Here is a 14,187-nt window from a genome sequence, read left to right on the forward strand (position 1 = left end):
ACAACGACGCGGGGTGGAGCAGCTCGGTAGCTCGCTGGGCTCATAACCCAGAGGTCGCAGGTTCAAATCCTGTCCCCGCTACTGCACGAAGAGGCCTGAAGTCAATAGACTTCAGGCCTCTTCACTTGTATGGGGGACATCGCACGTCAAACGTTTGATGTGGCGCCTTATCGGGAAGTCGACAAAACGCTGAAGTGACCGCGCGGGTTGCGGTATACCAGGTGTACGCCGGTACCGGGTGGTGCAACGATGGGGCTTATGGGGGAGAGTGCGAGGCTGCTGAACGCTCGTCAGATCCATGGTCAGCGTGGGTCGACGGGCGGTTCGCCGCTGCCCGCGCCGCGCTCCGAGGACTACGCGATCAGCGCGGTGGCCGCGGCCGGGGAGCCGCAGGCCGTACCGGCGCTGCTGACCGAACTGCCCGACGAGGAGAGCCTCGCGCTGCGCGAGGAGGCCGAGATCGAGGCGCGCCACCGCAGGGCGGCGGAACAGGGCGATCCCGGGGCGATGAGCGCGCTCGGCACCCTGCTGCTGCGCCGCGGCGACCTGGACGGCGCCGAGCCGTTCCTGCGGGCCGCGGTCCAGCACGGGGACCGGGCCGCCGCCAACAACCTGGGGCTGCTGCTGCACCAGCACGGGCACGCCGACGAGGCGGCCGACTGGTGGCGGATCGCCGCGGTCGCCGGTTCCGCCGCCGCCGCGCACGCGCTCGGCCGGCACTACCGGGAGCGCGGGGACGAGCCCGGCGCCGAGTACTGGCTGCGGCAGGCCGCCGAGTCCGGCCACACGCTGGGTGCTTACGCGCTGGCCGACCTGCTCGACCACCGCAGGGACGTCGGGGCGGAGCGGTGGTTCCGGGCCGCCGCGGAGCACGGGCACCGGGAGGCGGCGTACCGGCTGGCGAGGATCTGCGCCGAGCGCGGCCAGGACCACGAGGCCGAGCAGTGGTACCGGCAGGCCGCCGCGCGCCGCCACCGGCGGGCCGCGCTGTGCCTCGGCACGCTGCTGGAGGAGCGCGGCGAGGTCAAGGAGGCCGGCCACTGGTACCTCACCGCGGCGCGGGACGGCGAGGCGCGGGCCGCCTGCGCGCTCGCCTTCCTGCTGCGGGACGCCGGCGACATCGACCAGGCCGCCACCTGGTGGCGGCGCGCCGCCCAGGCGGGCGACGGCAACGCCGCGAACGCGCTCGGCGCGCTGCACGCCGAGGAGGGCGAGACGCAGACCGCCGAGCGGTGGTATCGCACCGCGATGGAGGCCGGTGATGTCAACGGCGCCTACAACCTGGGGCTGCTGTGCGCCGGGCAGGGGCGCAGCCAGCAGGCCGAGCAGTGGTACCGCAAGGCGGCGTACGCGGGGCACCGTGAGGCGGCCAACGCGCTGGCCGTGCTGCTGCTCCAGCGCGGGGACGCGGCGGGCGCCGAGCCGTGGCTGTCCAAGGCGGCCGAGGCGGGCAGCATCGACGCGGCCTTCAACCTGGGCATCCTGCACGCGGGGCGCGGCGACGAGAGGAGCGCGCGCCGCTGGTACGAGCGGGCCGCCGCGTCCGGGCACGCCGAGGCGGCGCTCCAGGTGGCCATAGCGCTCCAGCAGGAGGGTGACCACCACGCCGCCGAGCGGCACCTGCGGTGCGCGGCCGGGGGCGGCAGCCCCGAGGCGGCGTTCCGGCTCGGCGCGCTGCTCGACCGCAGGGAGCGGGAGGACGGCGCGGAGGTCGCCGGGTCCGGCTCGGTCGAGGCGGAGGAGTGGTACGAGCGGGCCGCCGGGCAGGGGCACCGCCGGGCGCAGGTACGGCTCGGGATGTGCGCGGCGAAGCGGGGGGATGTGGTGGCGGCGGCGCGGTGGTATCGGCTGGCCGCCGAGGCGGGGTCGCGCAACGGGGCCTTCAACCTCGGGCTGCTGCTGGCCCGCGAGGGCAGTGAGCCGGAGGCGGCACTGTGGTGGACCCGCGCGGCCAACGCGGGCCATGGCCGGGCGGCCCTGCGGATGGCCCTGCTCTCCGCCCGCCGCGGCAGCCTCGCCGAGGCGCAGTCCTGGTGCGCCCGCGCGATCACCTACGGCCCCGCCGAAGTGGCCGAACGCGCGGCCCGCCTCACCGACGCGGTGGCCCACGAACTCACTGCGTGAGCGCACCGGTAAGAACGCGGCACCCCGCCGCGGCGGCCCCACCCGCCGGGGCCGCCCCCGGGGCGCCCCCGGTTCGGCACCGCCGTCCCGCACCGTCCCGCGTCCCGCCGCTGCGGCGGTTTTTTTGGGGGGCGGTGCGGGCTCGGCCCCCCAAGGCCCCCGGGCCCAGGCCGGCGTCTGCGGGGCCCGGAGCGCTGAGGTCGCTTGGTTGCGCCCGGTTCGGCACCGCCGTCCCGCACCGTCCCGCGTCCCGCCGCTGCGGCGGTCTTGGGGGGCGGCGGCAGCCTCCACCCCCCGGCCCCGGGGCGGCCCGGTTTGGCACCGCCGGCCCGCGCGGTCTCGCGTTCCGCCGCTGCGGCGGCCTAGGGGGCGCGCCCCCCGTGTCCACCTGCTGCCCGTAGGGGGAGTTGGGGGTGGGGGAATGGATTTGGTGGGGGGAGCGGGGTGGGCTAAGCTAAAAGCACAACGACGCGGGGTGGAGCAGCTCGGTAGCTCGCTGGGCTCATAACCCAGAGGTCGCAGGTTCAAATCCTGTCCCCGCTACCAATGAAGATTCAGGGCCCGGAGGCGCAGCCTCCGGGCCCTGAATCTTTCCGCGGCGACGATCCGTTTCTCCTATGTTCCTCTTATTCGGGCAAAGACCAGCCGATCCACCTTGGTCACCGCCCCCCGCCGCGCGATCCTGGTGCGGAGTGGCGGCGCGAGGCCAGGAGGCGGGGTTGCTGCGCAGACGGCGGGGGCGATCCGACCTGGCGGTGCTGGACGCGGGCCGCTGGGACGTCTGGTGCGCGCGGGCGGCCGGCCCGCGGTGGCGCGAGGAAGTGCCCGCGCTGCTCACCACGTTGCGCGAGGTACTGGACACCGGCCCCCCGCACGACCGCGCCGCCGCGCTCGACGCCCTGGGCCGCGCGCCCGCGCAACTCCTCGTCCTGCTGGACCGCCAGGCCCGCCGCAGCCCGCAGCCCCGCCGGATCACCGTCCGACAAGTCCCCCGCACCCCGCCCATTCCGGCCCGCCCCGACCCCGGCCTGCTGCTCGCCTCCTTCGACGCCGACGGCCGGATCAGGGAGGCCGCCGTGGCGGGCCTGGCCGGCTGCGGCGGACCGCTGGCCGCCGCCGCGCTCGCGCTGCGCACCGTCGACTGGGTGCCCGAGGTACGCAACCGCGCCGCCGCCGCCCTGCTGCTGCGCTCCGCGCCCGACGAGGTCGCCGCCGCCGTACGGATCCTGCTCAGACTCCACGGCCGCAGCCGGGCCGGCGGCCTGCTGACCGCCTACCGGGCCGCCCTCGCCGACCCCCCGCACCGGCGGGCGGTGCGGGCGCTGGCCGTCGACGCCGATCCCGCCGCCCGCCGTTTCGGCGTCGAACTCGCGCTGGACCTGGGGGAGTACGTCAAGGGGGACCTGCTGCGGGCCGCCCTCTACGACCATGACCAGGTGTGCCGGAAGCTGTGCGCGCAGCGGCTGCTGGAGATCGACCCGGAGCAGGCGGGCCGGCTGCTGCGGGCCCGCGGCGCCGGTGTGCGGGAGCTCGCGGTGGCCGCGCTGCCCGCCGATGTGCCGGCCACCCGGCTGGTGGTGCTGCTCGCCGACCGGGCGCGGATGGTCAGGGCGCAGGCCCGCTGGCAGCTCTACCAGCGGGGGGAGCCGCCCGCCGAGGTCTACCGCAAGCAGTTGCGGCGGGCCGGACGTCCCCCGGCGCCCGCCCGGCTGCTGGCCGGACTCGCCGCGGGGCTGGGGGAGTGCGGGGACGCGGCGGACGCGCCGCAGTTGGCCCGGCTCCTCGGCGACCCGCACGCGATCGTCCGCCGGGCGGCGGCCCGCGCGCTGGGGCGGCTCGCCAAGCCGGACGAACTCGTCAGGTTGCTGGGCGGATTGGCCACCGACCCGGACTCCGGGGTGGCCCGTGAGGTGTTCGAGGCGCTGACCAGGGTGCCGGACGACGTACCGGCCGAGACGCTGTGGATCGGCCGGACCCGTACCGAACCCGCGGTACGGGCGCTGGCCGAGCGGATCAGCCGGCAGGCGCGGGCAACGACCACCGCCGCGGCACCGGCCCCGGCGGCGAAGCACCCGGCCCTCAAGCAGCAGGCGGTCAAGCAGCAGCCGGCCGCACAACAGGCGGCCGGCTACGAGCAGTCGGGGCACAGACCGCGGTAGGTGACCTCGACGTCGCAGACGGTGAAGCCGAAGCGCTCACCGGCCGGCAGCGAGGCGAGCGGATCCCCGTGCGGATGAACGTCCCGGATGGTGCCGCAGTTGGAGCAGACCAGATGCTGGTGCGGCCGGTGGGCGTTCGGGTCGTACCGCTTGGCCCGCCCGTCGGTGGCGACCTCGATGATCTCGCCGATGCTCACCATCTCGCCGAGGGTGTTGTAGACGGTGGCGCGGGAGATCTCCGGCAGCCGCCGGCTGGCGCGCGCGTGCACCTCGTCGGCGGTGAGGTGCACATGATCGCCGTCGAGGACCTCGGCCACGACCCGGCGCTGGGCGGTCAGCCGCCAGCCGCGGGTTCGCAGGCGTTCCAGCAGGTCACTCATGCGCACCAGCCTAACAGTGGGAGGTCGTAAGGAGACCAGGTCCTTTACTAGGACCTATCTTGACTTAGACAGTGTCTATCGTAGGATCGGTTCTGGCGACAGCCAAGGGACAGGTCGAATCAGGGAGACACACGTGACTGCTCAGGAGACGGGTCCGCTGACCACGGAGTCCGGCGCACCCGTTGCGGACAACCAGAACAGCGAGACGGCCGGCCTCGGCGGTCCCGTTCTGGTCCAGAGCCAGCACCTGCTGGAGAAGCTCGCGCACTTCAACCGGGAGCGGATCCCGGAGCGCGTGGTGCACGCCCGCGGCGCCGGCGCCTACGGCACCTTCACCCTCACCCGCGACGTGTCGCAGTGGACCCGGGCGAAGTTCCTCTCCGAGGTCGGCAAGCAGACGGAGACCTTCCTGCGCTTCTCCACCGTCGCCGGCAACCTCGGCTCGGCCGACGCGGTCCGCGACCCCCGCGGCTTCGCGCTGAAGTTCTACACCGAAGAGGGCAACTACGACCTCGTCGGCAACAACACCCCGGTGTTCTTCATCAAGGACGCCATCAAGTTCCCCGACTTCATCCACACCCAGAAGCGCGACCCGTACACCGGCTCGCAGGAGGCGGACAACGTCTGGGACTTCTGGGGGCTCAGCCCGGAGTCGACGCACCAGGTCACCTGGCTCTTCGGCGACCGCGGCATTCCGGCGACCTACCGCCACCTCAACGGCTACGGCTCGCACACCTACCAGTGGAACAACGAGGCCGGCGAGGTCTTCTGGGTCAAGTACCACTTCAAGACCGACCAGGGGATCAGGAACCTCACCCAGGACGAGGCGGTCAAGCTCTCCGGTGAGGACACCGACAGCCACCAGCGCGACCTGCGCCGGGCCATCGAGCGCGGCGACTTCCCGTCCTGGACCGTGCAGATCCAGGTGATGCCGGCGGCCGACGCGGCCACGTACCGCTTCAACCCGTTCGACTTGACCAAGGTGTGGCCGCACGAGGACTACCCGCCGATCGAGATCGGCACGCTGGAGCTCAACCGCAACCCGGAGAACGTCTTCGCCGAGGTCGAGCAGTCGATCTTCTCGCCGGCCCACCTGGTGCCCGGCATCGGCCCGTCCCCGGACAAGATGCTCCAGGGCCGGCTCTTCGCCTACGGTGACGCCCACCGCTACCGGGTCGGCGCCAACGCCGACCACCTGCCGGTGAACCGGCCGCACGCCGCCGAGGCGCGTACCCACAGCCGGGACGGTTATCTGTACGACGGGCGGCACGGCGGCGCCAAGAACTACGAGCCGAACAGCTTCGGCGGCCCCAACGAGACCGGCCGTCCGCTGTGGCAGTCCACCCCGGTGACCGGCGCCACCGGTTACACCGAGGCGCCCTCGCACGCCGAGGACAACGACTTCGTGCAGGCCGGCAACCTCTACCGGCTGATGTCCGAGGACGAGAAGATCCGCCTGATCGACAACCTGGCCGGCTTCATCGCCAAGGTGTCGCGCGACGACATCGTGGAGCGCGCGATCAACAACTTCCGCCAGGCGGACGCCGACTACGGCAAGCGGCTGGACGCCGCGGTCCAGGCCCTCCGCGCCTGATCCGACCGCTTGACCGTCGGGGCCGGCCGGCCGATCCGCGCTCGCACAGCGCGCGGGCCCGCCGGCCGCCCCCGGAACCGGTGGGGCCGAACGCCGTTGGGCTTCGGCCCCACCGCCATGCCGTTACGCGGGCACCGCCGTCCGCTCCGGCGACCAGCAGCGGACGATGTCGCGGACCGAGACCACGCCCACCAGGTCGCGGCCCTCAAGGACCACGAGATGGCGGAAGTTGCCGCGGAGCATGGCGGCGGCCGCCTCGTCGAGGGTCCACTGCGGGGCGGCGAAGACGACGTCACCCGTGGTGTGGGCGTGCGCGTGTTCGTGGTCGGGGTCGAGGCCGGATCCGACGGCGTCGAGGACGTCGCGCTCGGTGAGGATCCCGACACCGCACGTCTCGGGATCGAGGACGACCGCCGCGCCGACGCGGCGGGCGGACATCAGATGGGCTGCCTGGCGGAGGGTGTGGGCGGGGCCGATGGTGAGAACCACCGTGCTCATGGCGTCGCGGACCAGCATGGTTGGGCTACCTCCTGGGTGGGCCGCCGGGCGGCCCTGCCGTGGGCGGTTTTCCGCGTGAACGACTTCACAAGTTCACAAGCGAGGGTTTTCTCATGTTCACATGCACGTCACGGCCCCGGCAAGGGGGCGGACAGAGTGCGCCGACGGCGTGTGAGGCCCGCAGCGCGCCCCCGGCGATCGAACGTGGCGTGCCGCGCGCCCGCGGGTTCACGCCCGGCCCAGATACCCCAGCATCTCCTCGTGCAACAGCCCGTTGGACGCCGCCGCGTTGGGGCCGAAGGGCCCCGGCACCCCGTCGAGCGAGGTGAACCTCCCGCCCGCCTCCCGGACGATCACCTCGCCCGCCGCCATGTCCCACAGGCTCAGCTCGGGCTCGGCGCAGAGGTCCACCGAGCCCTCGGCGACCATCATGTACGGCCAGAAGTCGCCGTAGCCGCGGGTCCGCCAGACGGCCCGGGTCAGATCGAGAAAGCCGGGCAGCCGGCCCTGCTCCTCCCAGCCGCCCAGCGAGGAGTACGCGAACGACGCGTCCGCCAGCCGGCCCACCCGCGAGACCCGCAGCGGCGTCGCCGCCGCCAGGCTGCGCCCGGTGTACGCGCCACCGCCCTTCACCGCCCACCAGCGGCGGCCGAGCGCGGGCGCGGACACCACGCCGACCACCACCTCGTCGGCGCCGCCCGCGCTGCCCGAGCCGCCCTCGCCACCGGTACCGGCCTGATCCCCCCGCACCGCAAGCGCGATCAGGGTCGCCCACACCGGCACCCCGCGTACGTAGTTCTTGGTGCCGTCGATCGGGTCGATGATCCAGCGGCGCGGCCCGCCGCCGTCCTCGCCGTACTCCTCGCCCAGCACCGCGTCCCGCGGCCGGGCCCGTTCGAGCCCGCTCCGGATCAGCTCCTCGGCCGCCTTGTCCGCCTCGGTGACCGGGGTCAGGTCCGGCTTGGTCTCCACCTTGAGGTCAAGCGCCTTGAAACGGGCCATCGTCGCAGCGTCTGCGGCGTCGGCGAGCGCCTGGGCGAGCCGCAGATCGTCGTGGTAGTCGGGCATGGACGAACCCTAGCGAACAGCGTGCGCGGGCCCGCCGGGAACGCGGGGGAGGACCACGAGGGGCCGGCGCGCCCGGCGCCGCGAGGACGCGCGCGAAGCCTTGACAGCACCACCCGCCGGATCAATTCTTTCCGGACGGCCGCACGTCCACAAGACACTTCGCGGTGGTTTGGAGGCAAAGGCGATCATGATGCCTACCGCCAGGGAATCGCTGCTGGCCGCGGCCTTCGACGCGCTCGGCGACCGGCCGTGGGCCGAGGTCAGGATGGTCGAGGTCGCCGCCGCGGCCGGGGTGTCGCGGCAGACCCTCTACAACGAGTTCCACAGCAAGGACGGCCTGGTCAAGGCGCTCATCCGGCGGGAGGCCGAGCACTACCTTGCGGGCCTGGACCGGGCGCTGGCCCTCGCCGCCCGCGACGGCGGCGATCCCGGCGAGTGCTTCGCCGCCGCGGCCGGCTGGACGCTGCGCGGCGCCCGCCGCAGCCCGCTGGTCCGGGCCGCCCTCACCGGCCGCCGCATCGAGGGATCGCCGCTGCCCGACCTGGTCACACCGCTGCACACCCACACCGCCGACGCCCTGATGAGCGGGTTTCCCGGCTTACGCGCGGCCGATGTCGCCTGGGCCTGCGAGGCGGCGATCCGGCTCACGCTCTCCTATCTGATCGCGCCGGCTCCCACCGACGAAGTCGCCTGCCTGCGGGTGGCGCGACTCGTCCGCGGTCTGCTGCCATGGCCGAAGAGTTGACGGGCCGCCGGCTCCGAACGGCCGACCGCCGGTTGACCACCGGCCGGCCGGGACGCTCGTCGTCGGTGCGCGAAGCCGTCGGTGCACGAAGCCGTCGGTGCGCGCAGCCATCAGTGTGAGGAGCCGTCAGTGTGATGAGCCGGAGATCTGGAGGCCGATGACGCCGACGATGACCAGCGAGATCGACACCAGCTTCAGGGTGGAGACCACATCGCCCAGGAACGCCATGCCGTAGATCGCGGTGCCGGCCGCGCCGATGCCGGTCCAGACCGCGTACGCCGGGCCGACGTCGAGCTTCTTCAGCGACAGGGTGAGCAGGCCGAAGGAGCCGAGGGCGAAGAGGCAGAAGGCGACCGTCGGCCATATCCGGGTGAAGCCATGGGAAAGCTTCAGGCAGACCGCGAAACCGGTTTCGAAGATGCCCGCGACCACCACCAGGAGCCAGGCCATCGGGTGCCTCCGTTCCGCCTTGTTCTCTCGTGCCACGCACTGTGCGCTGCTGATCATCACACAGCATTCCCGCAAACGGTGGGGATACGGGAGGAGGCCGTCCGTCGCGCTTTCGACGGGCTTCCGCCGCTCCCCGGGAAAGGAGCCACCAACCCCTCCCCCCGGATCCCCTTGGATCCGTCGCCGGACGTCAGTCCCCCTCGCGCCGCTCCCGGGTGGACAGCAGCCGCCGCAGCGAGTCCAGCCGGGCCGGCTCGGCGTGCCCCGCCGCCACCCAGGCGTCCAGCGCGCACTCCGGTTCGTCGTGGGAACAGCCCCGCGGACATTCCTCGGTGCCCGGCTCCAGGTCCGGGAACGCCTGGATGACCCGGGAAGGATCGATGTGGTGCAGCCCGAAGGACCGTACGCCCGGGGTGTCGATCACCCAGCCCAGGTCCCCCGGCAGCGGCAGCGCCAGCGCCGAGGTGGTGGTGTGCCGGCCACGACCGGTCACCGCGTTGACATGGCCGGTGCTGCGCTGTCGTTCCACCAGCGCGTTCACCAGCGTGGTCTTGCCGACACCGCTGTGTCCGACGAAGGCGGTGACATGGCCCGCCAGCAACTCCCTGATCCGGTCGACGCCACCGGTCAGGAAATCGTCCCGGTTGGTCACCACATACGCCAGGTCCAGCTCGCCGTACGTCTCCAGCAGCGGCTCCGGCGGGGCCAGATCCGACTTGGTGAGCACCAGCAGCGGCCGCAGCCCGGCGTCATAAGCGGCGACCAGACACCGGTCGATCATCCGCGGCCGGGGCTCGGGGTCGGCCAGCGCGGTGACGATCGCCAACTGGTCGGCGTTGGCGACCACCACCCGCTCGAACGGATCGGTGTCGTCGGCGGTACGGCGCAGCACCGAGGTGCGCTTCTCGACCCGGACCACCCGGGCCAGCGTGTCCTTGGCGCCCGACATGTCGCCGACCACCGCCACCCGGTCGCCGACCACCGCGGACTTGCGGCCCAGCTCGCGGGCCTTCATCGCGACCACCTCGCGGTCGTCGACCAGGACGTGCAGCCGCCCCCGGTCCACGGTGAGCACCATGCCCTCCGAGGCGTCCTCGTGCTTGGGCCGGATGCTGGTCCGCGGCCGGGTGCCCTTGGCGTTGGGCCGGACACGTACGTCGTCCTCGTCGGGATTCTTGCCATAGCGCCGCATGACGTGCCGTCAGCCCCGCGTCTCGTTGGTTTCGGGGTCGCCCCAGGGTCTGGCCGCGCCGGTGAAGGGCCGGGTGTCCGCGCCGGCCAGCATGCCGGTCCACAGCCGGGGGAAGTCGGGCAGCGTCTTGCCGGTCGTCGCCACGTTCTCCACCTCGACGCCGTCGACCGCCAGACCGAGCACCGCGGCGGCGGTGGCCAGCCGGTGGTCCTCGTAGGTGTGGAAGACCCCGCCGTGCAGCGGTGTCGGGCGGATCCGGAGGCCGTCCTCGGTCTCGGTGACATCGCCGCCGAGACCGTTGATCTCCTTGGCGAGCGCCGACAAGCGGTCCGTCTCGTGCAGCCGCAGATGGGCGATCCCGGAGAGCACCGACTCCCCGTCGGCCAGCGCGGCGACCGCGGCGACCACCGGGGTCAGCTCGCCGACCTCCCGCAGATCCGCCGTGATCGCGTGCACCCGGCCGGAACCGGTCAGGGTCAGTCCGCGGTCGGTGACCTCGCAGAAACCGCCCATCTCGGTGAAGAGCCGGCGCAGCCGGTCGCCGGGCTGGGTGGTGCGGCGCGGCCAGCCGGGGATGGTGACCCGGCCGCCGGTGACCAGCGCCGCCGCCAGGAAGGGCGCCGCGCTGGACAGATCGGGGTCCACGGTCAGGTCGCGGCCGAGCAGGGCGCTGGGCGCGACCCGCCAGACGTCGCGGGTGCCGCCGTCCTGCGGGGCGTCCACCTTCGCGCCCGCTATCCGCAGCATGTCGACGGTCATCCGGATGTGCGGCAGCGACGGCAGGGTTCGGCCGGTGTGCCGCAGTTCCAGGCCCTTGTTGAAGCGCGGTCCGGAGAGCAGCAGCGCGCTGATGAACTGCGACGAGGCCGAGGCGTCCACCTCCACCGCGCCGCCGGCCAGCGAACCGGCGCCGTGCACGGTGAGCGGCAGCGCGCCGCGGCCCTCGTCGTCGACCCGGGCGCCCAGCTCCCGCAGCGCGTCGATCACCCCGTGCAGCGGGCGCTCGCTGGCCCGCGCGTCCCCCTCGAAGCGCACCGGGCCGTCGGCGAGCGCGGCCACCGGTGGCAGGAAGCGCATCACGGTGCCGGCGTTGCCGACGTCCACGGTGGCCGGGCCGTGCATCCCGGCCGGGATGATCCGCCAGGCCTCGCCGCCGGCCGGATTCACCACTTCGTCGATCTGCACGCCCATGGCGCGCAGGGCGTCCGCCATCAGTACGGTGTCGCGGCTGCGCAACGGGCGGCGCACCCAGCCGGGTTCGGTGGAGTGGGCGGCCAGCACCAGGGCGCGGTTGGTCACCGACTTAGAGCCGGGCACCATGACGGTCGCGTCCACGGCACCGGGCGCGGTCGGGGCAGGCCAAAAGGGGGCTTGCTCGGTGCGGTCGGTCATGAGGCCCAAGCGTAGTGGCTGCGGTACGGGGAGATAAGTCGGCGAATCCGGCGAAACCTGATGGAAACCGGATCCGGAACACTCTCCGCCACTCCAGACCCGCCAGCCGCCACCCCGGACCCGCGGGCGACCCGATCGGCGGCAGCGCGGGTGTCCGCCGACCGCGGTGGAACCGTGCTCACTGGAGCAGCAGCCAGCGGGCGCCGCCGACGAGGGAGAAGAGCGCGACCGCGTAGAAGAGGAGCATCCACAGCGCCGCCGGGGTGCCGGTGAGCCGGGCCAGTTGGTCCGCGTCCGAGGAGCCGCTGCGGTCGCGCCGCCGGGTCCTTTGCAGCTCGGCGACCGGGCGGGAGCCGCCGACCAGCAGGAACCACACCACGAGATAGGCGAAGGCGGCCTGCACCTGCGCCTTGGTCAGCCACGACACCAGCAGGAACAGCGCCCCGGTGATCACCACGGTCAGCGCCCCGTACGCGTTGCGGATCATCACCAGCATGACGAGCAGCAGCGCGGTGGCCCCCCACAGCAGCGCCGTTATGTGCCCGGTGGCCAGCAGCCCGGCGCCCGCCAGGCCGAGCAGCGGCGGCGCGGTGTAGCCGGCCGCCGCGGTCAGCACCATGCCGGGGCCGGTCGGCCTGCCCCGCGAGACGGTCAGCCCCGAGGTGTCCGAGTGCAGTCGTATGCCGTCGAGCCGGCGTCCGCTGAGCAGGGCCACCAGACCGTGGCCGCCCTCGTGCGCGATGGTCACCGCGTTGCGCACGATCCGCCAGACGCGCCGGGTCAGCACCGCGGCGAGCGCGAGCAGGGCGGTCGCGCCGACCAGCCAGCGTGAGGGGTCGGGCTGGGAACCCGTCAGCCGGTGCCACATCTCGGTGATGCTCGCGACGTTCATACGGCGATCGTTCCTCTGCTTCCTGTGTGCGGTCCGGGTCCTGGGGACGGGTCGGCGGTCGGGCCCGGTGGCCGGGGATTTTCGCCCACCGGGCCGCGGTCGTGGCAGTCTGGCAGCCATGTGCGGTCGATACGCGGCGAGCCGGAAACCCGAGGATCTCGTAGGACTCTTCGAGGTCCGCAAGTGGGAGCCCACCGAGGCCCTCGCCCCCGATTGGAACGTGGCCCCGACCAAGGACGTCTACGCCGTACTGGACCGTCCGCTGCGGGACTCCGGTTCCCCTGAACCGGTCCGGCAGCTCCGGGTGCTGCGCTGGGGCCTCGTCCCGTCCTGGGCGAAGACCCCCGAGGTCGGTCCCCGGCTGATCAACGCGCGCGCCGAGACCGTACGGGAGAAGCCCTCCTTCCGCCGGGCGCTGACCGCCCGCCGCTGCCTGGTGCCGGCCGACGGCTACTACGAGTGGGTCACCGGGGCCCAGGAGCGGCAGTTGGAGGAAGAGGGCAGGAAGAAGCGGTCCCGCAAGCAGCCGTACTTCGTGACCCCCGCCGACGGTTCGGTGTTCGCGATGGCCGGGCTCTACGAGTTCTGGCGCGACTCCACCCTCCCCGACGACCACCCGCGCGCCTGGTGGTCCACCTGTACGGTGCTCACCACCGCCGCCGAGACCGCCGACCTCGCCGGATACGCCGGCCAGGGCCCGCGCTCGCTGGCCGAAATCCACCCCCGGATGCCGCTGATGCTGCCGGCCGACCGCTGGGACGCGTGGCTGGATCCGGCCACCACCGACCCCGACGCGCTCGACGAGCTGCTGGCGCCCCCGCCGCCGGGGCTGCTGCGGGCCTTCCCGGTCGGGACGGCGGTCAGCAGTGTGCGGAACAACGGGCCCGAGCTGGTCGACGCCCTGCCGGCCCCCGAGGAGGAGACCCTCTTCTGATGCCGCGGCCCACCCGACCCCCAGCAGGCACAGCACGCGCCACAGCGTGCACCGAGACCGTCGACACCCCGGCCGGCGCCGCCGCGATCACCTGGCACGAGGCGCCGGCCGAGTCCGCCCGCGCCCTACTGGCACTCGGCCATGGCGCCGGAGGCGGCATCGAGGCCCGGGACCTGGCGGCCCTCGCCGTGACGCTGCCCGCACACGGAGTGACGGTGGCGCTGGTCGAGCAGCCGTGGCGGGCCGCGGGGAAGAAGCTCGCACCCGCCCCGAAGACCCTCGACGCGGGCTGGACCGGGCTCTGGCCCGCCCTCGCCGCGCGCGGGCTGCCGGTGATCGCGGGTGGGCGCAGCGCCGGGGCCCGGGTCGCCTGCCGGACCGCCGGGCCGCTGGGCGCCGCAGCCGTCCTCGCGCTCGCCTTCCCGCTGCATCCGCCGGGCCGGCCGGAGAAGTCCCGGGCCGAGGAGCTGGACCTGGCCGGGGCGGCCGGCCCGCTGCTGATCGTCCAGGGCGGCAACGATCCCTTCGGGGGACCCGCGGAGTTCCCCGCGGCCCACCGGCCGGCCGAGGTGCCGTACGCCGACCACGGCTTCGCCGTCCCGAAGCGCGCCCCCGTCACCCAGGAGGCGGCACTGGCGGGCCTGACCGGCGCCGTCACCGAATGGCTCACCGGGCTGGGCCTGGCCGCCGACACTCATGCCGGGTAGGCCGGGTAAGCCGGATTCAGGTCCCGAATCACCCGGGAATGACGGCCGCACC

Annotated in this window: 13 protein-coding genes and 2 tRNA genes; 8 read left to right on the plus strand and 7 right to left on the minus strand. The window is 73.5% G+C overall.

All coding sequences use genetic code 11. The features are described from left to right. Positions 1–7 precede the first annotated feature (7 nt). The 4 genes from OG519_RS23360 to OG519_RS23375 all read left to right on the plus strand — a co-directional run bounded on the left by OG519_RS23360 (position 8) and on the right by OG519_RS23375 (position 4,283). Positions 8–81: transfer RNA gene (locus tag OG519_RS23360), tRNA-Met, on the plus strand. A 168-nt stretch (positions 82–249) separates the two neighbouring features. Further along, positions 250–2,124, plus strand: coding sequence for a tetratricopeptide repeat protein (locus tag OG519_RS23365; RefSeq protein ID WP_405587286.1), 1,875 nt, complete (start codon positions 250–252; stop codon positions 2,122–2,124). A 469-nt stretch (positions 2,125–2,593) separates the two neighbouring features. Next, positions 2,594–2,670: transfer RNA gene (locus OG519_RS23370), tRNA-Met, on the plus strand. A gap of 173 nt (positions 2,671–2,843) precedes the next feature. Continuing rightward, on the plus strand, positions 2,844–4,283 hold the full coding sequence (locus OG519_RS23375) for a HEAT repeat domain-containing protein (protein ID WP_405587289.1): 1,440 nt from the start codon (positions 2,844–2,846) through the stop codon (positions 4,281–4,283). On the opposite strand, the gene OG519_RS23380 is transcribed toward OG519_RS23375, so the two are convergent. Further along, positions 4,253–4,663: a Fur family transcriptional regulator gene (locus tag OG519_RS23380; protein ID WP_405587292.1), complete on the minus strand. Its 411-nt coding sequence runs from the start codon at positions 4,661–4,663 to the stop codon at positions 4,253–4,255. The genes OG519_RS23375 and OG519_RS23380 overlap by 31 nt on opposite strands. Positions 4,664–4,796: 133 nt before the next feature. Between OG519_RS23380 and OG519_RS23385 the strand changes: the two genes are divergently transcribed. Further along, positions 4,797–6,257 carry a catalase gene (locus tag OG519_RS23385; RefSeq protein ID WP_405587295.1) on the plus strand — a complete coding sequence of 487 codons (1,461 nt, stop codon included), beginning with the start codon at positions 4,797–4,799 and terminating at the stop codon, positions 6,255–6,257. A gap of 123 nt (positions 6,258–6,380) precedes the next feature. On the opposite strand, the gene OG519_RS23390 is transcribed toward OG519_RS23385, so the two are convergent. Together OG519_RS23390 and OG519_RS23395 are read right to left on the minus strand one after the other, a co-directional pair. Next, on the minus strand, positions 6,381–6,773 hold the full coding sequence (locus tag OG519_RS23390) for a cyclic nucleotide-binding/CBS domain-containing protein (RefSeq protein WP_405587298.1): 393 nt from the start codon (positions 6,771–6,773) through the stop codon (positions 6,381–6,383). A 210-nt stretch (positions 6,774–6,983) separates the two neighbouring features. Further along, positions 6,984–7,823 carry an inositol monophosphatase family protein gene (locus OG519_RS23395; protein ID WP_405587302.1) on the minus strand — a complete coding sequence of 280 codons (840 nt, stop codon included), beginning with the start codon at positions 7,821–7,823 and terminating at the stop codon, positions 6,984–6,986. A 190-nt stretch (positions 7,824–8,013) separates the two neighbouring features. On the opposite strand from OG519_RS23395, the gene OG519_RS23400 reads away from it, so the two are divergent. After that, complete coding sequence (locus tag OG519_RS23400; protein ID WP_405592929.1) at positions 8,014–8,568, plus strand: TetR/AcrR family transcriptional regulator; 555 nt, start codon at positions 8,014–8,016, stop codon at positions 8,566–8,568. Between the two features lie 126 nt (positions 8,569–8,694). Here OG519_RS23400 and OG519_RS23405 read toward each other — a convergent pair whose 3' ends face one another. The 4 genes from OG519_RS23405 to OG519_RS23420 all read right to left on the minus strand — a co-directional run bounded on the left by OG519_RS23405 (position 8,695) and on the right by OG519_RS23420 (position 12,494). After that, complete coding sequence (locus tag OG519_RS23405; protein WP_405587304.1) at positions 8,695–9,018, minus strand: DMT family transporter; 324 nt, start codon at positions 9,016–9,018, stop codon at positions 8,695–8,697. Between the two features lie 190 nt (positions 9,019–9,208). Next, positions 9,209–10,210 (minus strand): ribosome small subunit-dependent GTPase A, encoded by a 1,002-nt coding sequence (rsgA, locus tag OG519_RS23410; protein WP_405587307.1) that lies wholly within the window; start codon positions 10,208–10,210, stop codon positions 9,209–9,211. Positions 10,211–10,219: 9 nt separating this feature from the next. Beyond that, entirely contained in the window at positions 10,220–11,602 is a 1,383-nt protein-coding gene (gene aroA, locus OG519_RS23415) for a 3-phosphoshikimate 1-carboxyvinyltransferase (RefSeq protein ID WP_405587310.1), read from the minus strand. A gap of 178 nt (positions 11,603–11,780) precedes the next feature. After that, on the minus strand, positions 11,781–12,494 hold the full coding sequence (locus tag OG519_RS23420) for a M50 family metallopeptidase (protein ID WP_405587313.1): 714 nt from the start codon (positions 12,492–12,494) through the stop codon (positions 11,781–11,783). A 118-nt stretch (positions 12,495–12,612) separates the two neighbouring features. Between OG519_RS23420 and OG519_RS23425 the strand changes: the two genes are divergently transcribed. Both OG519_RS23425 and OG519_RS23430 read left to right on the plus strand, forming a co-directional pair. Next, positions 12,613–13,428, plus strand: a complete 816-nt coding sequence (locus tag OG519_RS23425) for an SOS response-associated peptidase (RefSeq protein WP_405587316.1) — start codon at positions 12,613–12,615, stop codon at positions 13,426–13,428. Continuing rightward, positions 13,428–14,135, plus strand: coding sequence for an alpha/beta family hydrolase (locus tag OG519_RS23430; protein ID WP_405587319.1), 708 nt, complete (start codon positions 13,428–13,430; stop codon positions 14,133–14,135). Before OG519_RS23425 ends, OG519_RS23430 begins: the two co-directional genes overlap by 1 nt. Positions 14,136–14,187 lie beyond the last annotated feature (52 nt).

It is taken from the genome of Streptomyces sp. NBC_01190, assembly GCF_045039895.1.
Lineage (GTDB): Bacteria > Actinomycetota > Actinomycetes > Streptomycetales > Streptomycetaceae > Actinacidiphila.